Annotated in this window: 18 protein-coding genes and 1 pseudogene; 6 read left to right on the top strand and 13 right to left on the bottom strand. The window is 63.8% G+C overall.

What is annotated here, in order from left to right:
* Window positions 1-102: 102 nt before the first annotated feature.
* The 3 genes and pseudogenes from DM813_RS11310 to DM813_RS11320 form a co-directional block, all read right to left on the bottom strand.
* The gene (locus DM813_RS11310) at window positions 103-1,461 is read right to left on the bottom strand and encodes an 8-oxoguanine deaminase (protein WP_128323485.1); all 1,359 of its coding nucleotides are present in this window, start codon (window positions 1,459-1,461) and stop codon (window positions 103-105) included.
* A 443-nt stretch (window positions 1,462-1,904) separates the two neighbouring features.
* Window positions 1,905-3,533 carry a sulfatase-like hydrolase/transferase gene (locus DM813_RS11315; RefSeq protein ID WP_128323486.1) on the bottom strand — a complete coding sequence of 543 codons (1,629 nt, stop codon included), beginning with the start codon at window positions 3,531-3,533 and terminating at the stop codon, window positions 1,905-1,907.
* Window positions 3,534-3,576: 43 nt separating this feature from the next.
* Window positions 3,577-4,347: pseudogene (locus tag DM813_RS11320) on the bottom strand (DUF3313 domain-containing protein).
* A gap of 181 nt (window positions 4,348-4,528) precedes the next feature.
* Here DM813_RS11320 and DM813_RS11330 point away from each other — a divergent pair.
* The 6 genes from DM813_RS11330 to DM813_RS11355 all read left to right on the top strand — a co-directional run bounded on the left by DM813_RS11330 (window position 4,529) and on the right by DM813_RS11355 (window position 8,344).
* Window positions 4,529-4,876 (top strand): metalloregulator ArsR/SmtB family transcription factor, encoded by a 348-nt coding sequence (locus tag DM813_RS11330; RefSeq protein WP_128323489.1) that lies wholly within the window; start codon window positions 4,529-4,531, stop codon window positions 4,874-4,876.
* A 25-nt stretch (window positions 4,877-4,901) separates the two neighbouring features.
* Window positions 4,902-6,185, top strand: a complete 1,284-nt coding sequence (locus DM813_RS11335) for an arsenic transporter (RefSeq protein WP_128323490.1) — start codon at window positions 4,902-4,904, stop codon at window positions 6,183-6,185.
* Between the two features lie 27 nt (window positions 6,186-6,212).
* Window positions 6,213-6,683 carry an arsenate reductase ArsC gene (locus DM813_RS11340; RefSeq protein WP_128323491.1) on the top strand — a complete coding sequence of 157 codons (471 nt, stop codon included), beginning with the start codon at window positions 6,213-6,215 and terminating at the stop codon, window positions 6,681-6,683.
* Between the two features lie 12 nt (window positions 6,684-6,695).
* On the top strand, window positions 6,696-7,397 hold the full coding sequence (arsH, locus tag DM813_RS11345; RefSeq protein ID WP_128323492.1) for an arsenical resistance protein ArsH: 702 nt from the start codon (window positions 6,696-6,698) through the stop codon (window positions 7,395-7,397).
* Between the two features lie 67 nt (window positions 7,398-7,464).
* Window positions 7,465-7,800, top strand: coding sequence for a hypothetical protein (locus tag DM813_RS11350; RefSeq protein ID WP_128323493.1), 336 nt, complete (start codon window positions 7,465-7,467; stop codon window positions 7,798-7,800).
* Between the two features lie 148 nt (window positions 7,801-7,948).
* Window positions 7,949-8,344, top strand: coding sequence for a YkvA family protein (locus tag DM813_RS11355; RefSeq protein ID WP_128323494.1), 396 nt, complete (start codon window positions 7,949-7,951; stop codon window positions 8,342-8,344).
* On the opposite strand, the gene DM813_RS11360 is transcribed toward DM813_RS11355, so the two are convergent.
* From DM813_RS11360 to DM813_RS11405, 10 genes are all read right to left on the bottom strand, one after another.
* Window positions 8,327-9,418: a DUF3616 domain-containing protein gene (locus tag DM813_RS11360; RefSeq protein WP_128323495.1), complete on the bottom strand. Its 1,092-nt coding sequence runs from the start codon at window positions 9,416-9,418 to the stop codon at window positions 8,327-8,329. The genes DM813_RS11355 and DM813_RS11360 overlap by 18 nt on opposite strands.
* A gap of 144 nt (window positions 9,419-9,562) precedes the next feature.
* Complete coding sequence (locus DM813_RS11365) at window positions 9,563-10,717, bottom strand: iron-containing alcohol dehydrogenase (protein WP_128323496.1); 1,155 nt, start codon at window positions 10,715-10,717, stop codon at window positions 9,563-9,565.
* Between the two features lie 10 nt (window positions 10,718-10,727).
* Entirely contained in the window at window positions 10,728-11,882 is a 1,155-nt protein-coding gene (locus DM813_RS11370; RefSeq protein WP_128323497.1) for an iron-containing alcohol dehydrogenase, read from the bottom strand.
* Window positions 11,883-11,888: 6 nt separating this feature from the next.
* On the bottom strand, window positions 11,889-12,536 hold the full coding sequence (locus DM813_RS11375) for an ATP-binding cassette domain-containing protein (RefSeq protein WP_128323498.1): 648 nt from the start codon (window positions 12,534-12,536) through the stop codon (window positions 11,889-11,891).
* On the bottom strand, window positions 12,533-13,303 hold the full coding sequence (locus tag DM813_RS11380) for an ABC transporter ATP-binding protein (protein ID WP_128323499.1): 771 nt from the start codon (window positions 13,301-13,303) through the stop codon (window positions 12,533-12,535). The genes DM813_RS11375 and DM813_RS11380 overlap by 4 nt, the downstream gene beginning before the upstream one ends.
* Window positions 13,300-14,259: a branched-chain amino acid ABC transporter permease gene (locus tag DM813_RS11385; RefSeq protein ID WP_128323500.1), complete on the bottom strand. Its 960-nt coding sequence runs from the start codon at window positions 14,257-14,259 to the stop codon at window positions 13,300-13,302. The genes DM813_RS11380 and DM813_RS11385 overlap by 4 nt, the downstream gene beginning before the upstream one ends.
* Window positions 14,259-15,158 carry a branched-chain amino acid ABC transporter permease gene (locus DM813_RS11390; RefSeq protein WP_128323501.1) on the bottom strand — a complete coding sequence of 300 codons (900 nt, stop codon included), beginning with the start codon at window positions 15,156-15,158 and terminating at the stop codon, window positions 14,259-14,261. Before DM813_RS11390 ends, DM813_RS11385 begins: the two co-directional genes overlap by 1 nt.
* A 67-nt stretch (window positions 15,159-15,225) precedes the next feature.
* Window positions 15,226-16,560, bottom strand: a complete 1,335-nt coding sequence (locus DM813_RS11395; protein WP_128323502.1) for an ABC transporter substrate-binding protein — start codon at window positions 16,558-16,560, stop codon at window positions 15,226-15,228.
* A 27-nt stretch (window positions 16,561-16,587) separates the two neighbouring features.
* Entirely contained in the window at window positions 16,588-17,910 is a 1,323-nt protein-coding gene (locus tag DM813_RS11400) for an ABC transporter substrate-binding protein (protein WP_128323503.1), read from the bottom strand.
* A gap of 230 nt (window positions 17,911-18,140) precedes the next feature.
* Window positions 18,141-19,487 (bottom strand): sigma-54-dependent transcriptional regulator, encoded by a 1,347-nt coding sequence (locus DM813_RS11405; protein WP_128323504.1) that lies wholly within the window; start codon window positions 19,485-19,487, stop codon window positions 18,141-18,143.
* Window positions 19,488-19,490: the final 3 nt, after the last annotated feature.

The following is a 19,490-nucleotide window of genomic DNA, read 5'->3' on the forward strand; positions in this document are numbered from 1 at the left end:
CGGTCTCAGTCGCGTTTGAAACGTTTTTAACAGGCACAACAGCACCCCGCCGCTGCGCTCAGCGCGCAACGGCAAGGTCAACTCAGGTCACGTCAGATCAGCTCACTCGCCGCTGACCAACTGGTAGGCCAACTGGTTGTGGCGCTCCAGCACCCGTGGCAGGTCCACGGTGGTAATGCGGCCATCCTTGACCACCACACGGCCATTGATCACGCTGGTGTCGACGTGGGTCGGCGTGCAGAACACCAGGGCCGCCAACGGGTCGTGGTGGGCGCCGGCATAGGCCACATGGCCAAGGTCGAAGGCAACGAAGTCCGCGACCATGCCCGGCGCCAGGGCACCGACATCGTTACGGTTGAGCACCTTGGCGCCGCCCAGGGTGGCGATTTCCAGCGCTTCGCGCGCCGTCATCGCATCCGGGCCAAATCCGACACGCTGAAGCAGCAGCGCCTGACGTACTTCGCCGATCATGCTGGCGCCATCGTTGGAGGCCGAACCGTCGACACCCAGGCCTACCGGCACACCGTGGTCGCGCATCTTGCGGATCGGCGCGATACCGGAAGCCAGGCGCATGTTCGAGCACGGGCAATGAGCAACCCCCGTACCGGTACGGGCAAACAGCTCGATACCGTGCTGGTCGAGCTGCACACAGTGGGCGTGCCATACATCGTGCCCTACCCAGCCCAGGTCTTCGGCGTACTCGGCAGGCGTCATGCCGAACTTCTCCCGGCTGTAGGCGATGTCGTTGACGTTTTCCGCCAGGTGCGTATGCATCGATACGCCATACTGACGCGCCAGCACCGCGGCTTCGCGCATCAGGTCGCGGCTCACCGAAAACGGTGAACACGGCGCCACCACCACACGCAGCATCGAACCGTGGCTGGCGTCGTGGTAGTCCTCGATCAGGCGCTGGGACTCCTTGAGGATGTCGCTTTCTTTCTCCACCACCGAATCCGGCGGCAGGCCGCCCTGGCTCTGGCCGACGCTCATGCTGCCGCGCGCGGCATGGAAGCGCATGCCGATTTCGCCTGCGGCATGGATGCTGTCGTCGAGCTTGCAGCCATTGGGGTAGATATACAGGTGGTCACTGGAAGTGGTGCAGCCCGACAGAATCAACTCCGCCATCGCGGTCTGGGTCGATACCGCGATCATTTCCGGTGTCAGCCGTGCCCAGATCGGGTAGAGGTTGGTCAGCCAGTTGAACAGCTCGCCGTCCTGAGCGGCCGGCACCACGCGGGTGAGGCTCTGGTACATGTGGTGGTGGGTGTTGATCAGGCCTGGGATGACCACCTTGCCGGTCATGTCCAGCACCACATCGGCGTGTTGCGGCAGGGTGTCGCTCGGGCCGACCTGCTTGATCAGGTTGTCCTCGATATACAGGCCACCGCGCTTGATCTCGCGGCGCTCGCCGTCCATGGTCACCAGAAGTTCGGCGTTCTTGACCAGTAATGTCTTGGGCATGGGTATTCCTCTCCCGCTTGGAGTTGGATTTCAACGTGATTCTTTTACAGGCACCCGGTTTGCGTGTTCAGCCAAGCCCATGCAACCAGGCGCCGTATGAAGTGGGCGCCTTGTGGCTTGATCGGTCAGTGCACGCGCACGGACGTTGTCCAGGTACTGCCCCTGGGCAAAGGATCGAGAAATCTCGGGGTGTTCCCGGCGAACGGGATAAAGACTAATTCATCACTCACGCAAGCAGCGTAACGAACGACGAACGACAATCGCAGAGGGTGCTCGAAGAGGTCGAGCGGGTGTGGGTGTCGCATGGCGAAGACCATCGCAATACGCAGCGGCGATTACCGCTGTCGTAGGCGCGGCATAATGTAAGCAGAAATATTTATTCCTGTATACAAAAAATACGCCCCGCCATGACCCAAGCCCTGTGGCTGGTTGCTATGCCCTGCTCACAAGCCGATTTTCTTCGGCGGGTATTTCTTGAAGGTGGCCATGTGCGCCTGGGCCTCCGACAACATGGACGCCAGCCATGGGTTCAGCCGGTGCCCCAGCGGTAGCGACTCCTTGGGGTCGATGTACAGGTTGAACAGCCAGGGCGCCAGCCCGATCTGCTCGGTGGTGCTGTAATCGAGGGTCATGTGCGGCGCCTGCTCCACGGTCATCTTCAAGTGGATCTTGTATTCACGCATGCGCACGGCAGCAAGGTTCGCCCCGGTCCAGATGTACTCGGCCTCACGCTTGCTCTGGCCATCATCTGCCAGCAGGAACGACGCCTGGTCGATACCGTCGTAGTAACGGTCCTTGAGCAATTTGTCGCTGGCCCCGGCGAAGTGCAGGCTGGTGTTGAACAGGTCCATCAGGTCGAACAGCTCCGCGCTTTCACGCGGCGCGATCATGTTCTTCCAGTAGGCGATCCCCGGCACCCGCACCCCACCCTCCCACGCCGAGCCCTTGGCACCGCGAAACGGTGTGTAGCCGGAGTCGGGCCAACTGTCCATTTGCGGGCCGTTGTCGGAGGTAAGGAAGATGAAGGTGTTTTCCAGCACACCGGCCTTGTCCAGCGCCTCGACGATCCGCCCGACCAGGGCGTCGACTTCGACGACGTTGTCCTTGAACGGGTATTTGCTGGCGCTGGCGCCCAGAAAGGCCTTGCTGGGATGGTTGTCAGCGTGCACCCGCATGAAGTTGTGGGCGATGAAGAACGGCTTGCTGTCCTTGGCCAGCGCGTTGATCCGGTCGATGGTGAAGGCGGCGAGCGTCTGGTCCGCTTCGGCGAACTGTTCGATGCTGGTGGTTTTCTCTACGACCTTTTCACCCTGGCCCTTGGCGCCGTAGTACATGTCGATTTTGCCGCCGACCTTCTGGAAGCGCGCAAGCTTCTCGGCGTCGTACACCAGGTCCGGGTAACGCCGGCCATCGAACTGCTGGGTCAGCTCCTTCTGCGAAGCGTAATAGCCCTGGAACTCGTCAAACCCCACCTCCCAGGGCCGCATGCCTTGCAGCTCACCGGTGTGCCACTTGCCGGTCAGGACCGTGTGATAGCCCGCGCCGGAGAGCAGTTCGGCGATGCTGTGTTCGTCTTCCCAGGGATTTTTGGTTACCTTGTCGCCCGCAAGAATCGGGCGGATCAGGCCGGTGCGCGCAGGCAGTCTTCCGGTCATCATCGCCGAGCGCGTCGGCGTGCAGGTTGGCTGGGCATAGGTCGAGGTCATCGCCAGCCCGCTGGCGGCCAGGGTATCGATGTGAGGTGTGGCTGCACCGATATGCGCCCCGCCGCCCCACGGGCCGCCGACATCGCCGAAGCCAAGGTCATCCACCACCAGCCAGACGATGTTCGGGCGCTTGCCGGTTTTCTTTAGCCAGGCGTCGAGCTTTTCGTCCGCCGCCTTGTCTTGCGCTTCACGGGGGATGGCGGGCTGCATGTTGTCCTGCTGGACGACTGCCCGGCTCAGCTCTGACGCGGGATAGGCGCCATTCGCCGAGGCCGGTGGCTCGGCGGCGATGGCACCACTTGCGGTCAGGGCCGATGTGCAACACAACGCGGCAACCCGTGCCGCGGCCTCAAGTCGGTTGAGCATGTGGGGCTCCTTGGCGTTGATCGCCCGTCAGTGACGCAGGCGATTACTCACTGGCCTGTGTGCAGTTGCTGTCCCCACGGCGAACGCAGAACCGGTAACGCACTTGCTCGGCCCAGTAGCGCTCCGCTTCGGTTACATCGCTCCAGGCGTCATAGGTGCTGCTTTCGAACAGGCCGATGATCGGCTTGCGCGCCCCTACCCGCCGGTCGATCATCGCCGCCACCAGCGTACCCGTACTGGCGTCGGTCACTTTTCCCTCGACCGTCACCTGTCCGGCGAACGGTGGCTTGCCGGCGGTGTGCTGCAGTGTCTGCATCGTCGCCATCTTGGCGCCTGGCAGGCCTAATGGAATGGGGACATAGGAAGCAGCCTTGAGCGAGGTGTCGGCTTCCTGCGCGTCGATGATCGCGACCGACAGTTGCAGGGTATCCGGGCCGGCCTGATCGACCATCTAATAGTCATGCCCGAGCTGCTGATGCAATTGATCGTAGAGGCCCTGGGCGATGGCGGCATTCTGCGCCTGTGGCGTGTCATGCAACTTGGACGCCGGGCCGCCATAGAGCTTGACCGGGTCCAGGTAGATTTTCTTGTAGCGGGAAAACGCCGCAGGCGCGGCAAATTCAGGGTTGCGATAAACCAGCAACGACTCGCCCGTGTCCCCCGCCTTCATCAAGGGGTAAACATCCGGCATGAAGCCTGCGCCCTTGACGTTTTCAGCCAGCGGGGTGCTTCTGCCCGGTTGCGATGTGGAAGCGCAACCGGCCAGAACCACCAATGCACTGCCCAGGACCAGGGTTTTGAAGACTGTCGTCATGCAGAAAAGCTCCTGTGTTCACACCATGATTTATCGCGATCAGGCATCAAGGGCTGCCCGCCCTCCTTTGCTGGGAAAAGTGTAGACATGAAAAATGTTCACGGCGGATCGGCGAGAAGGAACTTGCCATAAACATATGTATATCCGTATATTCGTCTATCCATATGTAAAGGTGCCCAGCATGATCACACCACCCGAGGTTTTCAAAAGCCTGGCCGACGAGACCCGTGCCCGCGCCACGCTGCTCATCGCCGACCAGGGCGAGCTGTGTGTCTGTGAGCTGATGTGCGCCCTCGACGACAGTCAGCCGAAGATCAGCCGTCACCTCGCCCAACTGCGTAGCAACGGCTTGTTGCTGGATCGTCGTCAGGGCCAGTGGGTGTATTACCGCCTCAACCCCGACCTGCCGACCTGGGTGCACGACATCCTGCAGACCACGCTCCAGGCCAACGCCGACTGGCTGCACCACAACGCCGCCCGCCTGCAGAGCATGGACGGACGCCCTGTGCGTGACGCCGCCTGCTGTTAACCGTCCAGAACAAGTGAGCGTTCAAATGCTGGTCGCAGTTGCAGTCTTCGTATTCACCCTCGTGCTGGTCATCTGGCAACCGAAAGGCCTCGGCGTTGGCTGGAGCGCCACGATCGGCGCGGTCATCGCCCTGGCCGTGGGCGCGGTGTCGTTGCACGACATCCCCACGGTGTGGGCCATCGTCTGGAACGCCACCGCCACGTTTATCGCCGTCATCGTCATCAGCCTGTTGCTGGATGAGGCGGGTTTCTTTGAATGGGCCGCCCTGCACGTGGCACGCTGGGCCAATGGCAGCGGCTATCGCCTGTTCGCCTTCTGCATACTGCTCGGGGCCGCGGTATCTGCCCTGTTTGCCAACGACGGTGCGGCCTTGATCCTTACGCCCATTGTCATGTCCATGCTCCTGGCCCTGCGTTTCTCGCCTGCCGCGACCCTGGCGTTCGTCATGGCCGCCGGCTTCATCGCCGACACCGCCAGCCTGCCGCTGGTGGTGTCCAATCTGGTCAACATCGTGTCCGCCGATTACTTCGGCCTGGGTTTTGCCGAGTACGCCTCGGTGATGGTGCCGGTGAACCTGGCCAGCGTCGCCGCCACCTTGCTGGTGCTGTTCCTGTATTTTCGCCGGGACCTGCCGCAACGCTATGCCGTCGATGCGTTGCCGGCACCTGAATCGGTGATTCGCGATCGCGCCACGTTCATCGTTGGCTGGTGGACACTGGTTGTGCTGCTGGTTGGTCTGTTTGCCCTGGAACCCTTGGGCATTCCCATCAGCGCGGTCGCGGCCGTGTGCGCGGCGATCCTGTTTGCGGTGGCTGCCAAAGGCCACCGGATTTCCACGCGCCGGGTGTTGCGCGAAGCCCCTTGGCAGGTGGTGGTGTTTTCCCTCGGGATGTACCTGGTGGTGTATGGCCTGAAGAACGCAGGGCTTACCGATGCACTCACCCAGGTGCTCGACCGCCTGGCAGAGCATGGCCTGTGGAGCGCCGCCATCGGCACCGGCCTGCTGTCTGCGCTGCTGTCATCGGTGATGAACAACATGCCCAGCGTGCTGATCGGCGCACTGTCGATTCAAGCCAGCGGCGCCGAGGGCCTGGTGCGTGAGGCGATGATCTACGCCAACGTCATCGGCTGCGACCTCGGCCCCAAGATCACCCCCATTGGCAGCCTTGCCACCCTGCTGTGGCTGCATGTGCTGCAGCGCAAGGGGGTGCTCATTACCTGGGGTTACTACTTCAAGGTCGGCATCCTGCTGACCCTTCCGGTTCTGTTGATCACCCTCTCGGCGCTGGCACTGCGCTTGAGCCTTTGATGTCCGCCAACGCGGAAGGAGCATTTCATGCGTGTCCTGTTCATGTGCACCGCCAACAGCTGTCGCAGCATCCTTAGCGAAGCCTTGTTCAACCACCTGGCCCCCCAGGGCTTCGAGGCGGTGAGCGCCGGCAGTTTTCCCAAAGGGCAGGTGCTGCCGCGCAGCCTGACCACCCTGCAACAGGCCGGCATCGCCATCGAGGGCCTGAGCAGCAAAGGCAACGACGCCTTCGAAAACAATCCCCCGGACATCGTCATTACCGTCTGCGACAAGGCGGCCGGCGAAAGCTGCCCGGTGTATTTCGGCCCGGCGCTGAAAGCCCATTGGGGCCTGGAAGATCCTTCCGACGTGGTGGGTGACGAGGCGGCAGTGGACGCAGCGTTCCGCACCACCCTGACGTGCATCGAGCGACGCTGCGCAGCCTTCCTCGCCCTACCCTTCAACCGCCTCAGCCGCGATGAACTGCAACGCGAGCTGGATCGAATCGGCGCTCTTTAAGTAGGAGGACACATGTCCGAACAACTCCCCAACCTCGACCTTTCGCTGTTCGAAGACGCGCAGGTCTCCCCTCGCCCAGGCGATCACAAGCCACGCATCCTGTTGCTGTACGGGTCGACTCGCGAACGCTCGTTCAGCCGTCTGCTGGTTGAAGAAGCCGCGCGCCTGCTCGAACACTTTGGTGCCGAAACACGCGTCTTCGACCCTTCCGGCTTGCCGCTGCCCGACGATGTACCGGTAGAGCATCCCAAGGTGCAGGAACTGCGCGATCTGGTGCTGTGGTCGGAGGGCCAGGTGTGGTGCTCGCCGGAACGCCACGGTGCGATGTCGGCGGTATTCAAGGCACAGATCGACTGGATCCCCCTTGCACTCGGTGCCATTCGCCCGACCCAGGGCAAGACGCTGGCGGTGATGCAGGTGTGCGGGGGCTCGCAATCGTTCAACGTGGTCAACCAGCTGCGGGTACTGGGCCGCTGGATGCGCATGTTCACCATCCCCAACCAGTCCTCGGTGCCCAAAGCCTATATGGAGTTCGACGAAGCCGGGCGCATGAAGCCCTCGCCGTTCTACGACCGGGTGGTGGATGTGATGGAAGAACTGGTGAAGTTCACTATTCTGCTGCGTGACCGCCAGGCGTTTCTGGTGGACCGTTACTCGGAACGCAAGGAAACCGCCGAACAGCTGATGAGCCGGGTGAACCAGCGTTCAATCTGAAGCCCGTTCATTTCCGGGGCCAGGATGCCTGTTCTGCGCAGTACACCCCCTTGCGAGGGACAATGCCATGAACGAAACAGACTCTCCTGTCAGTTTGAATGAAGACGTGTGTGTTCACATTTTTACCGCCTCCGCTGCGATGGTGGGTGTGTGCATCACGGTTATCGGGATTTTTCAGGTGGTCAGTACGCTGAGAAGTGAGGACTCTCTGGGTGATGACCTTCTTGCGGTCAACGCCATTTTGTACCTGATCACAACACTACTATCGTACTGGGCCTTGCGTACCCGACAGTTGAACCGCAATCACCTGCTGGAAAAACTGATCGATGGCCTTTTTCTGACGGCCCTGACCTGCACCACGGGCATTGCAGGCTTTATCACGTGGGCGATCACGATGAAGTAGTGAGCCGGGTGAACCAGCCAATCTGAGGGGTGCATGGCACGGGCTTCGCCCGTGTTCGCGGGTAAACCCGCACCCACAGGGTTTGCAACTGACCCTGTGGGAGCGGGTTTACCCACGAAGAAAGCACAGCCAACCAAGGCACTACAGCATGAAACGCTTGATTGATCGTCTACGTAGCTGGGCCAGTGCACTCAAGCGGAACATCATGGTGCTCTGGTTCTGCTATCGGCATCCGCAAACACCCTGGTTACCCAAATGGGTCGCGATCATTATCGTGGCCTATGCACTCAGCCCGATCGACCTGATACCCGACTTCATTCCGGTGCTTGGCTACCTGGACGACCTGATCCTCCTGCCGCTGGGCATCCTGCTCGCCCTCCACCTGATGCCCACGCAGGTACTCGAAGACAGCCGGCAGAAAGCCCGCGCCTGGGAAGCCAGCCGGGCACAACGCCCCGTGAACAGACTTGCCGCCGTGGCCGTTGTGCTCGTCTGGCTAGCTGTCGCAGGAGGTCTGGCGGCTTGGCTAATCCAGAACAAATAGGTCCGCTTCCACCCCTGCCTCACCGTGTTTACGACGCTCTGCCGCCGAGTCATAGACGACCAGCAACGCCTCCCCGCCCTGCCCGCCGGCATCGAACAGGCACATGCCCTCGGCATGGTCATCACCCTGGCCGAACGGCACTTCCAGCACCGTTTCCAGTTGATCGGCAAAGACCACGCTTTCCTCGTCGGAATCGAAGCCTCCTTGCCAGCGGAACACCGTGACCGGCCCGTCCAGGTCCATGGTCGGGCCCGCCAGGATCAGCAGGTCGTCGCCACGCCAGCACAGGTCCCGTACACCCAGGCCATGCAGGTCGAAGAAGTGTTTGCGGTAGTGCCGTCCATGCAGGCCGATCTGCTTGAGCACCAGCGTGTCAGTGGACCCGCGATCAAGTTCGGGCTCAACCTCCAGCAGCACGCTCCAGCCACGCAGCACCGGCCCCCGCAGCCCCAGCAACAACCGCGAGCCGATTACCGCCAGGCCTTCGATATCAAAACCGTTGTCTTTACCCGGAATGCGCAAAAAGTCGCGTAACTGCTCGTCTTTGCCAATTTCCGCAGTCAGGTCGTTGCCGAACTCGTCGCCGTTAAGCTGCGCCGCCGTTCGCCCATCGGCCTCCACCTCGGTAGCGAGGCTATAGTTGTCGTTTTTAGACACCACCGGAACCCGTGCCAGAAGAAAGCGGTTGCCGTCCACCACCACTGTCGAGAGCCGCTTGATGTTCTTTTGCGCAGACTTGTCGGCCTCGGCCTTCCTGCGTTTGAGGCTATGCGAGCCCACCACCCAGAGGTAGCCACTGTCCTGGTCATAGGCCAGCCCCTCGATGTCGATCTCGGCGTCTGCTTCCTCAAGGGGCAGGTCCAGGTACTTGCCGAGCGCGAACGACTGGTGTTCATCGCACGTCACCTTGCCGCCTGGCGCATCGTTGTGGACGGTCAGGCGTTCGAGGTGGGTGGTTTCATCGTTGGCCACCCAGAGTGTGTTGCCGATCTGCAGGGCAACCGAAAGGCCATCGCGCAGCGATGCCAGCGCCGGATCAAAGCGCAGCATCACCGCAGTGCTTCGCTCGCTCATGAGCGCTCTCCTGTGTTGTAGGGAATGGTGCGAAGGCTGTTGTCGAGGCTAGTGGCTGGCCGACGACAATCAAGGCTGTCGCTATTCCTTTTTTTCACAGGAGATAGAGCGCTGAAGCATAACTTCAGCGCGATCCGGGCACGCTCAGTAAATGCCGCGATAGATGCCCTCCACCTCGGCTTCGGTCATGTCCCTGGGGTTGCTGTCGATCAGGCGTTTGAGCCCGGTGACCACGTCCGCCGCCATTGCTGGAATGGCGGCTTCATCGATGCCCAGCCGGGACAGCCGTGTTTCCAGCCCGCTGTCGGCTACCAGCGCTTCGATAGCCTGCACGAAGGCCTGCGCGGCGCTGGCTTCGTCTTCGAACACCGCTTCCGGCAACAGGTGCGCCGCCAGTTCGGCGTACTGCTGCTGCGCCGCCGGCAGGTTGAAGCGGATCATCGGCGCCATCACCAAGGCATTGGCGTGGCCGTGGGGGATGTGAAAGCGTGCGCCCAACGGGTACGCCAGGCCATGAATCGCCGCCACCGAGGCGTTGACGAAGGCCATGCCGGCCATCAGCGAGCCCTGCAGCATGGCCGAGCGCGCCGCCACGTCGCTACCGTCGGCCAGCACCTTGCGCAGGTTGCCGCCCAGCAAGCGCAGCGCTGTGGTGGCAAGGCCGTCGGAGATGGGGTTCTTGCGCGTGCGGCTGGTGTAGGCCTCGATGGCGTGAACCATGGCATCCAGGCCGGTCGCGGCGGTAACCACGGGGGGCAGGCCAAGGGTCAGCTCCGGGTCGAGCACCGCCACATCCGGCATCAGTTGCGCCGAATACACCGCCTGTTTGCGCTGCTGGGCGTCGGTGATCACCGAGACCCAGGTGACCTCCGAGCCAGTGCCTGCCGTGGTCGGCATCAGCACCAGGGGCAGGCGCTTGCCTTGCGCCTTGTCGGTGCCGTACAGGTCTTCCAGCGGCTGTTCGCTGTTGATCAGCAACGCCACCAGCTTGGCCGCATCCAGCGAGCTGCCACCGCCCAGGCCCAGCACGCCATCGGCCTCGAACGCACGGCCCTGGGCAACCGCCTGCTCGACCACCGCTGCCGGCGGGTCGGCTACGACTTCATCAAACACCGCCACGCTGCAACCCGCCGCTTCCAGCGCCGCACAAGCCTTGGCGGCGAAGCCGAGCTTGACGATGCCCGGATCGCACACCACCAGCACACGGCGCACCGCCAGCCCGGCAAACACCTTGCCGATACCCTGCAAGGCTCCGGCCTCGCAGACGATACGCGGCACACTTCTGAATTCATGATTCATGTCGCTCTCCTCACAGCACCGAGGCGTAAATGGCGCGGGCATCTGCCCAGGTCACCGGGCGCGGGTTGTTGATCAGCAGGCGCTCGACTTTCATCGCGTCATCGCTGAGGCGGTCGAGGTCGGCTTCGGTCACACCCACTTGCGTCAGGGTCTGGGCGAACGGCATGCGCTCAACCAGCGCGGTCATGAAGGCGATAAAGGCATCGCAGGCCTGCGCCGGGCTGTCGAAGCGCTGGCCGGGCAGCACGGTGGCCGCCAGTTCCGCGTACAACGGCTCCGCTGCACTGCGGTTGAAGTTCAGCACCGGTACCAGCACCAGCGCATTGCTCAGGCCATGGGGCACATGGAAATGCCCGCCCAGCGGATAGGCCAGCGCGTGCACCGCCGCCACCGGCGCATTGGCAAAGGCCATGCCGGCCAGCATCGACCCCAGCAGCATGTCCGAACGCGCCTGCAGGTCGCCGGGCTCGGCGAGCACGCGGTCCAGGTTGCCACCCAGCAGGCGCAGGGCCTGCAAGGCCAGGCCGTCGGACAGCACGTTCTTCTTGTGCTTGCTGGTGTAGGCCTCGATGGCATGGACCATGGCATCGACACCGGTCATGGCGCTCACCGCTGCCGGCAGGCCAACGGTCAGGCGCGCATCGAGCAAGGCGATGTCCGGGTACAGCAAGGGGCTGACCACGCCCTTCTTCTCGTGGCTGGGGGTGGTGACGATGGCCACGGCGGTGACTTCCGAGCCGGTACCGGCCGTGGTCGGCACCTGGATCAGCGGCAGGCGCGGGCCCTTGGCCAGGTTGATGCCGTAGATGTCGGTCAGCGCCTGGTCATGGCCGCACAACAACGCCACCAGCTTGGCGGTGTCCAGCGAGCTGCCGCCGCCCAGGCCGATCACCGCCTGGGCGCGGCAGGCGTGCCCCGCCGCTACCGCTTCAAGCACCGAGGCCTCGGGCGGGTCGGCCTGCACGTCGCTGTACAGGGTTACTTCAACACCGGCCTCGCGCAACGCCTGCATCGGCGCCTCCAGCAGGCCGGCGCGTTGCAGGCCCGGGTCGCTGACCAGCAGCACGCGCTCGGCGCCAAGTTCGCGGCACAGGCTGCCGAGGCGCAAGGCGCCATCGACTTCACAGATCACACGGGGGGTGGTTTCAAAGGTAAAGGTCGACATGGCGGCTTATCCTGCGCGTACGCTGCCGCGTTCGATGCGGTACAAGGCATCGACCAGGTCAGCGGAATGGGTGTCATCGGATTCGGAGATCAGCACGCACAGTCCTTCCTGTCCGAGCTGGGCGATCACTTCGGTGAGGCGGCGCGACAGCACCGGCGCCACGCCCTCGAACGGCTCGTCGAGGATCAGCAGGCGGTTGCCCGGCATCAGCGCGCGGGCCAGGGCCACCAGCTTCTGCTGGCCACCCGACAGCTGCATGGCGCGGCGATCGCGGAACTGGGCGATTTCCGGGATCAGGCTGTACACCCACTCCAGGCGCTCGGCGCTGCCCGGCAGCTTGTTGGCCCACACCGGCAGCAGGATGTTCTCCTCGACCGTCAGTGCCGGGATCAACCGGCGGTCTTCCGGCAGGTAGCTGATGCCCGCTGCCGCGCGCTGGTGGCCCGGTTGGGCGCACAGGTCGCTGCCGGCAAAACGGATAGAGCCGGAGGTGGCATCCAGCAGGCCCATCAGGGTGCGGATCAGGGTGGTTTTGCCAGCACCGTTATGGCCGATCAGGCCGACCATCTGCCCGGCACCGACATCCAGCGACACGTTGTGCAGGATCGGCACTGACTCGATGGCCACGTTGAGGTTGCGAATTTCCAGGCTCATGCGGTTGCCCCCTTGTGTGCGCGCTGACCGCCGGTGACCAGTTCCTGGACCCGGGCGTTGGCCAACACCGTTTGCGGCGGGCCGTCGGCCAGCACTTCACCGCTGTAGAACGCGAGAATCCGCGAGACGTAGCGACGCACCACGTCCATGTCGTGCTCAACGAACAGCACCGTCACCTGATGGCGCGACACCACCTGCATCACGGTGTCCATCAGCTGGGTTTTTTCCTCGGCGCTGACGCCACTGGTGGGCTCGTCGAGCAGGAGCATCTGCGGGTCGCCGATCAGCGCCATGGCGATGTCGATCAGCTTGCGCACACCTTGCGGCACGGCCGTCACCTTGCTGTCGCGCCAGGTGAGGATGCTGAACTCGCTGAGAATCGCCTCGGCACGGGCGATGCGCCCGTCATTGCGCAGCGGTCGCAGCAACGACGGAAACGGCGATTCGGCCGCCGCCAGGGCAATCAGCAGGTTGTCGAGCACGGTCAGCTCGGGGAACAGCTGGGCAACCTGGAACGAACGGGCCATGCCGGCGCGGGTGATCGCCCGCGGCGTGCGGCCGATGATCGACTGGCCGTTGAACAGGATCTCGCCACGGCTGGGCTTGAGATAGCCGGTGACCATGTTGATGAAGGTGGTTTTGCCGGCGCCGTTGGAGCCGATCACCCCCACCACTTCGCCCTTGCTGATGCGCACGTTGACGTCTTTGGCCGCGGTGACCGCGCCAAACTCTTTGTACAGCCCACGGGTTTCGAGAATGCAGCTCATGCCTTGGCCTCCACTGCCTTGGCCGCGCGGGCCTGGCCACTGAACAGGCTCCACAGGCCCTTGGGTAGAAAGACGATGATGGCGAGCAAGGTGATGCCCAGAATCATCTGCCAGCTGTGCGGTACCAGTTCGATGGCGTAGGTACGCACCACGGCGAACAGAACGGCGGCGATGATCGGTGCAGCCACATGGGCGGTGCCGCCGAGCAAGGCGATGAAGACGAACTCGCCGGAGGTGATCCAGTAGGCCATTTCCGGGTCGATGTGGCCGGCGGCCAGGGCCATGAAGCCGCCGCCCAGCGCCGATACGCCGGCCGCTGCAACGTAGTTCATGTACAGCACCCAGCGTGGCGACTGGCCGAGGTATTCGACGCGCACCTCGTTTTCGCGGATGGCCTCGCACATCGCCCCGGCGCTGCTGCGGCCATAGCGGTGCAACAACACCGCCAGCACCGCCGACACCGCGACGATGATGACGAACAGTGCCAGCGGCGCCTGGCCGGCAGCCGGGCTCCAGCCGAACAGGGTCCAGGCCTTGACGTTGAAGCCGTCGGTGCTGCCCAGCGCCGGGCTTTTCACCAGCATGCCGTAGAGGATCATCGAGAACGCCAGCGACAGCATGGCGAAGAAGATTTCGCGGTAGCGGGTCATCAGCAGGCCGAGGAGCATCGCCAGTGCCACCGCGGCCACCACGCCGATCAGCAGCAGGGTCGGCAGGTCGCTGATGTTCAGGAAGTGCCCGCTCATGCCCACGGCGTAGCCACCGATGCAGAAGTACAGGCCCTGGCCAAAGGTCACCAGGCCGGCGCGCATCTGCATCACCACGCCTTGCACCACCATCGACTTGGCCAGCGCCATGGTCAGCAGGAACACCAGCCACTGCGGCGCGATCAGGCCGCTGGCGGCGAGCACGGCGGCGACGCCGAGCAGAATCAGTTCGGTTTTATCCAGGCGCATCAGATTTTCCTCGCAAGCACGCGGCCGAACAGCCCCTGCGGACGCACCGCGAGGACCAGCGCCATCACGCCATAGATCACAAAGAGTTCGAATTGCGGTGCGTAGTGCACGGCAGCGGCGCGGCTCAGGCCCACCAGCAAGGCGCCGAGTGCGGCCCCTTCAATGCTGCCCATGCCGCCGATCACCACCACGGCAAACGCCAGCACGATGATTTCCACACCGATACCGGGCGCGACCGAAATGGCCGGAGCAGTCAATGCACCCGCCAGGGTGCCGAGCACCGTGCCGAGCACGAACACCAGGGTGAACACCCGGCGCACGTTGACGCCCATGGCCTGGGCCACTTCGCGGTCGTGGATCACTGCACGCAGGACCTTTCCTTGATTCGTGCGTTCCAGCCACAGCCACAGGCTCAGGCCGAGCACCAGCGAGACGCCCACCAGCATCAGGTCATAATTGGAGACCTTGAGCCCGGCCAGCACACTGCGGCCCATTTCGGCGTAAGGCTGGTAGGCAAAGTACGGGTTGACGCCCCAGATCATCTTCATGGCGTCTTCGAGGATCAGCAGCAAGGCGTAGGTGATGATCACCATCAACACCTCGTCGCGGCCGTACATGAAACGCAGCAGGCCGCGCTCGATCAGCAGGCCGACAATCAACCCGGCGGCCAGCGCACAGCCGAGCATCATCAGGTAGCCGACCCACACCGGCCCTACCCCGTTGTTGAAATACCAGCCCACCAGCGAGGCGGCGGCATAGGCACCGATGGCGTAGAAACTGCCATGGGCCATGTTCAGAATGCGCATGACGCCGTAAATGACGGTAAGCCCGGCCGCGACCAGAAACAGCCACGAGGCATAGATGGCGCCGTCGATCAGCACCGCGTAAACACTCAGCATAAGGTTCTACCTTGGCAAGAGTGGCGGCCGGCAGCGGCCGCCACGGTCAGTCAGGTGTGCAACGTGATCAGTTGCACTGCGCGCCAGGGAAGCCGGCCTTGATCCAGTCGTGGGCGCTGGTGCCGTCAGGCGGGGTCACGCACTCGCCGGAGAAGGCGATGACGTTCTGCACGCCGCCCTTCTTGCTCGCCGCGTCGTAGTGGTACTCACCATAGGCGATGCCTTGCATGGCCTGGTGGCCGCCAGCACGGGCCATCTGCACGGTGCCGGACACCGACTCGAAGCTCGCGCCCTTGAGCGCCTTGGCCATTTCCAGCGGGGCCGGGATCTTGCCGGCTTCGGCCTTGGCGTTTTCAGCCGCGAACTTCAGGCCGAGAATGGCCTGGGCCATCTTGCTTGCCGGGTAGGTCGGCGCGGCGTTGTAGGCCGACTGGTAGGCCTGGGTGAACCAGTTGTTCAGGGGGTTCTCGGGGGCGAAGGCACCGAACGGGCCACGGCCGCCGATGATCATGCCGTTGGGGGCCTGGTCCTTGTAGCGGGCCAGCGCCGACTCGCCGCAGGTCAGCACCGCGGTCGCGTCTTCGAGCAGGCCGCGGGAGTTGGCCTGCAGCACCAGGGCCTCCATGTCGCCACCCCAGAAGCTGGAGTGGATGATGTCCGGGCGCTTCACCGACAGCGCCGAGATTTCAGCGCCGTACTGGCCCTGGAAGACCTTCGGCATCTGCGATTCGACCACTTCGCTTTTCGGCATGATCTGCGCCATCGACAGGGTGAAGTCGCTCCAGCTGTCCTGGCCCCAGGCGTAGTTCTGCTGAATGCCGCCGACGCGCACGGCGTCCGGGCGGGTCTTGGCCAGGTAACGGGCAGCACCGATGTTGTCGACGGCCGCATCCAGGCTGGTACGGAATACGTACTGCGGGGTCTTGTCTTCGCTGAACAGTTGCGAGGTGCCGCAATCGTAGAACACGGTCATTGCACCGAGCTCTTCGGCCACTGGCGCAATTGCCAGGCAGTCGCCGGAAGAAATGTAGCCGACCACGGCGTCGACCTTCTGGCGCTGCACCAGGTTGCGGAACTCTTCCACCTGCTTGGCGGCACCGCCGGCCTCGTCGATGATCACCATCTCGATCTCGGCACCATTGATGCCCAGCTTGTCGTACGGCGCGGGCAGCTTGCCCTGGTTGAGGCCGTCTACCAGCACCTTGGCAGCGTTGGCCGAAGGCTCACCGAACGGGCCGGCAGCCGGGCCGGACAGGAAGGTCACCACGCCGATGCGGAACTTGCCGTTCTCGGCGGCCACAGCAGCGCCCGTGACGCTGGCAGTCATCCCCGCCGTGGCGATCGCCAGGGCCAGGGGCAGTGCTTTGCGGTAGTGCGGGACGTTTTTCTTATAGTTGTTCATGGTCATTTCCATTGCGGGTTACTGAAGCTAAGGGGCATGCCCCTCGGGATTACGGATCTGGGTGGCCTGGCGGCGTGCGCGCACGGCCGGGTCGGGCAGCAGGTCCTGGGCGGAATACACCGCCCAGTCGCCGAGCATCACTTTTGCCGGCGGGTAGTCGTCGTTGCGCACCGGGGTGCCCACGGCCTGGGTCTGCAGGATCTGGTGGGTTTGCGCATCGATGCGCGAGACAAAGCCCGGCGGGTCTTCCGGCAAGGCGATTTCCAGCCCTTCGAGGGCGTTCACCAGCGATTCGGTGTCGGTGGCACCACCGGCCTTCTGGCTGGCCTTGGCCAGCACCATCACCCCGGTGTAGGCGCCTTCGGCGGCGTAGGTCGGGTAGCGCCCGGTGAGGGTGTGAAAGCGCTCGACAAACGACTGGTTGCGCGGCGTTTGCGGCCAGTTGTTGTGGTGCCGGGCCGAGAGGATCAAGCCCGGCGGCGCCTTGTCGCCGAGGGCGACGAGAAAGTCGTAGTTGCCGCCGGTGTCGAAGTTGGCCAGCCGCGACGTCTCGAACAGCCGGGTGCCGGCGGCCTGCTTGACGAAGGCATGAAAATCGCCGCCCCACAGCGCCGAAACGATGATGTCGGGCTTGGCCTGTTCAAGTGCGGCGATGTACGCCGAGTAGTCCGGCTCGTACAGGCGCGGCCACAGTTCGGTGACGTCGTCGAACTGCACGCCCAGCTGGCGCAGCGCCTCGTGCAGGTCGTCACGCGAGACATGGCCGTATTCGTAATCGGGGCCGATGAAGGCCAGGCGCTTCCAGCCGGTTTTCGCCTGCAGGGCCTTGAGGTAATGCGCCCCGGCGGCCATCGAAGTCCAGGTGTCGTTGGTCACGCGAAAGTAGTAACGGTGGCCGTTCTCAAGGGTCATGCGCGACGAGGCATGGTCGGTGCCGATCATCAGCACCTTCTCTTCGCGGGCCAGCTGGCTGACAGCAATCGCCACCCCGGAGGAGACCATGCCGCACAGCACCTGCACGCCGTCCTTGCGAATGAAGGCGCGGGCCAGGCTGGTGCCGTACGAGGCCTTGGACTGGTCGTCGTCGATGATCACCCGCATGCGGGGCACCTGCTGCCCGGCTTCACGTTGCGCCTGCAGCTCGCTCAAGGCGACCTGGATACCGGCGATGCTGTCCTGGCCATAGATCGCTGCCCGCTCGGTCATCGGGTACAGGCAACCCAGGGTCAGCTCGGCTTGCGAAGCCGCCGCGCCCAGTTCGACGCGTCCGGCATGCGCACTGCCGGCGTGAGCCAGCAGCAAGGCGCTCAGAGCGACAACGGTGGGCAGGTGAGAAAACGGCAGTTGCATAAAATCCCTTGGGGCGTTCGTGGACGCCTCTTGTCGGTTTGCGGAATGGGCTATCGCAAAGGCTGTGCCAGCCTTGCGCGAACGCTGCATGAGATAACACGAAAGCGCTCTGGAACGAGGCTTTGCGTGATGAAAATTGATCTGGAGGGGGCGCCGCGACGGGTGCCGACGCGGCGTGGTGCGGGCAATGTTGAGCGGTTAGCGCTCAGCGCGCGCGAGCGCTTGAGCGGTTAGCGCTCATCCTGGCGCTCGATGCCCAGGCGCTGCAAACGGCGCTTGAGCGCATGCCGGGAAATCCCCAGCAAATCAGCCGCCAACCCCTTGTGGCCGGCGCTGCGGCTGAGGGCATCGGTCACCAGCTCACGCTCGGCACGTTCCAGGCGGTCGTCCAGCGCCGACAGCGACGTGGGTGCGGGCTCGGCCGATTGCAGGTGCGCAGGCAGCTGGGCGCTGCCGATGGCCTGCCCGGGCAGCAAGATGGTCAGGCGCTCGATGAGGTTTTTCAGTTCACGCACATTGCCCGGCCAGCGGTGGCGCACCAGCGCCGCAGCGCTGTCGGCGGCAAAGCTGATGGGCGCGACCTTTTCCTCGCGGGCCTGGTGCGCGGCAAAGTGCCGGGCCAGCAGCAGGATGTCGTCGCCGCGCTCGCGCAGCGCCGGGATGTCCACGGTGATGACATTGAGGCGGTAGAACAGGTCTTCACGAAAACGCCCCTGGCGCACATCGTCGGCCAGGTCGCGGTTGGTCGCCGCCACCACGCGCACATCGGCGCTGCTGGCCTGGCTGGCACCCACCGCGCGGTAACTGCCGTTTTCGAGAAAGTGCAGCAGCTTGGCCTGCAAGGCCAACGGCAGCTCGCCGATTTCATCGAGGAACAGCGTGCCGTGGTTGGCCTGGGTCACCAGGCCGATACGCTTCTGGTGCGCGCCGGTATACGAGCCCTTTTCCGAACCGAACAGCTCGGCCTCGATCAGTTGCTCCGGCAGCGCCGCGCAGTTCACCTCGATAAACGGGTGCGCAGCGCGGGAGCTGTTAGCGTGCAGCGCCTGGGCCACCAAAGTTTTGCCAGTGCCGGATTCACCCAGCAGCAAAATCCGCGTGGCCGAACTGTTGGCGATGCGCTGCACCGCAGCCTTGAGGTTACCCATGGCCGGGCTCTGTCCGAGCAAGGCGCCCTGCTCTTCTACGGCCGTGGCCGCAGCGGCAGGCACCGTGAGTGTGCCGTGAATGGTCGCCAGCAGGTCGTCCAGCTCGAACGGTTTGGTCAGGTAGTCCGTGGCCCCACCCTTCACCGCCTGCACCGCCGCGCGGGTGTCGCCGTGGGCCGAGATCATGATCACCGGCAGATTCGACCGGCAGTTGCGCAGGCCTTCGAGGGTGGCGATGCCATCCATCCCCGGCAGGCCCAGGTCGAGCAACACGATATCGACCTCAACGCTGCTGTCGGCCAGCAGCGCCAGCGCCGCCTCACCACTGTAGACCGCGCGCGGCTGCATGCCTTCGCCACGCAGGGCGTAGCTCAGTGAGCGCACCAGCGCTTCTTCATCATCAACGATCAGTACACGTATTTCAGACATCGG

Source organism: Pseudomonas alkylphenolica, assembly GCF_004025535.1.
Lineage (GTDB): Bacteria > Pseudomonadota > Gammaproteobacteria > Pseudomonadales > Pseudomonadaceae > Aquipseudomonas > Aquipseudomonas alkylphenolica_A.

Excerpts from the sequence above, each read along its gene's own strand:
- DM813_RS11330 (WP_128323489.1), top strand. The coding sequence starts at position 4,529 with ATGATCACACCACCCGAGGTTTTCAAAAGCCTGGCCGACGAGACCCGT.
- DM813_RS11375 (WP_128323498.1), bottom strand. The coding sequence starts at position 12,536 with ATGAGCCTGGAAATTCGCAACCTCAACGTGGCCATCGAGTCAGTGCCG.
- DM813_RS11405 (WP_128323504.1), bottom strand. The coding sequence starts at position 19,487 with ATGTCTGAAATACGTGTACTGATCGTTGATGATGAAGAAGCGCTGGTG.
- DM813_RS11315 (WP_128323486.1), bottom strand. The coding sequence starts at position 3,533 with ATGCTCAACCGACTTGAGGCCGCGGCACGGGTTGCCGCGTTGTGTTGC.
- DM813_RS11360 (WP_128323495.1), bottom strand. The coding sequence starts at position 9,418 with ATGAGCGAGCGAAGCACTGCGGTGATGCTGCGCTTTGATCCGGCGCTG.
- DM813_RS11310 (WP_128323485.1), bottom strand. The coding sequence starts at position 1,461 with ATGCCCAAGACATTACTGGTCAAGAACGCCGAACTTCTGGTGACCATG.
- DM813_RS11335 (WP_128323490.1), top strand. The coding sequence starts at position 4,902 with ATGCTGGTCGCAGTTGCAGTCTTCGTATTCACCCTCGTGCTGGTCATC.
- DM813_RS11355 (WP_128323494.1), top strand. The coding sequence starts at position 7,949 with ATGAAACGCTTGATTGATCGTCTACGTAGCTGGGCCAGTGCACTCAAG.
- DM813_RS11380 (WP_128323499.1), bottom strand. The coding sequence starts at position 13,303 with ATGAGCTGCATTCTCGAAACCCGTGGGCTGTACAAAGAGTTTGGCGCG.
- DM813_RS11385 (WP_128323500.1), bottom strand. The coding sequence starts at position 14,259 with ATGCGCCTGGATAAAACCGAACTGATTCTGCTCGGCGTCGCCGCCGTG.
- DM813_RS11395 (WP_128323502.1), bottom strand. The coding sequence starts at position 16,560 with ATGAACAACTATAAGAAAAACGTCCCGCACTACCGCAAAGCACTGCCC.
- DM813_RS11400 (WP_128323503.1), bottom strand. The coding sequence starts at position 17,910 with ATGCAACTGCCGTTTTCTCACCTGCCCACCGTTGTCGCTCTGAGCGCC.
- arsH (WP_128323492.1), top strand. The coding sequence starts at position 6,696 with ATGTCCGAACAACTCCCCAACCTCGACCTTTCGCTGTTCGAAGACGCG.
- DM813_RS11370 (WP_128323497.1), bottom strand. The coding sequence starts at position 11,882 with ATGTCGACCTTTACCTTTGAAACCACCCCCCGTGTGATCTGTGAAGTC.
- DM813_RS11365 (WP_128323496.1), bottom strand. The coding sequence starts at position 10,717 with ATGAATCATGAATTCAGAAGTGTGCCGCGTATCGTCTGCGAGGCCGGA.
- DM813_RS11390 (WP_128323501.1), bottom strand. The coding sequence starts at position 15,158 with ATGCTGAGTGTTTACGCGGTGCTGATCGACGGCGCCATCTATGCCTCG.
- DM813_RS11350 (WP_128323493.1), top strand. The coding sequence starts at position 7,465 with ATGAACGAAACAGACTCTCCTGTCAGTTTGAATGAAGACGTGTGTGTT.
- DM813_RS11340 (WP_128323491.1), top strand. The coding sequence starts at position 6,213 with ATGCGTGTCCTGTTCATGTGCACCGCCAACAGCTGTCGCAGCATCCTT.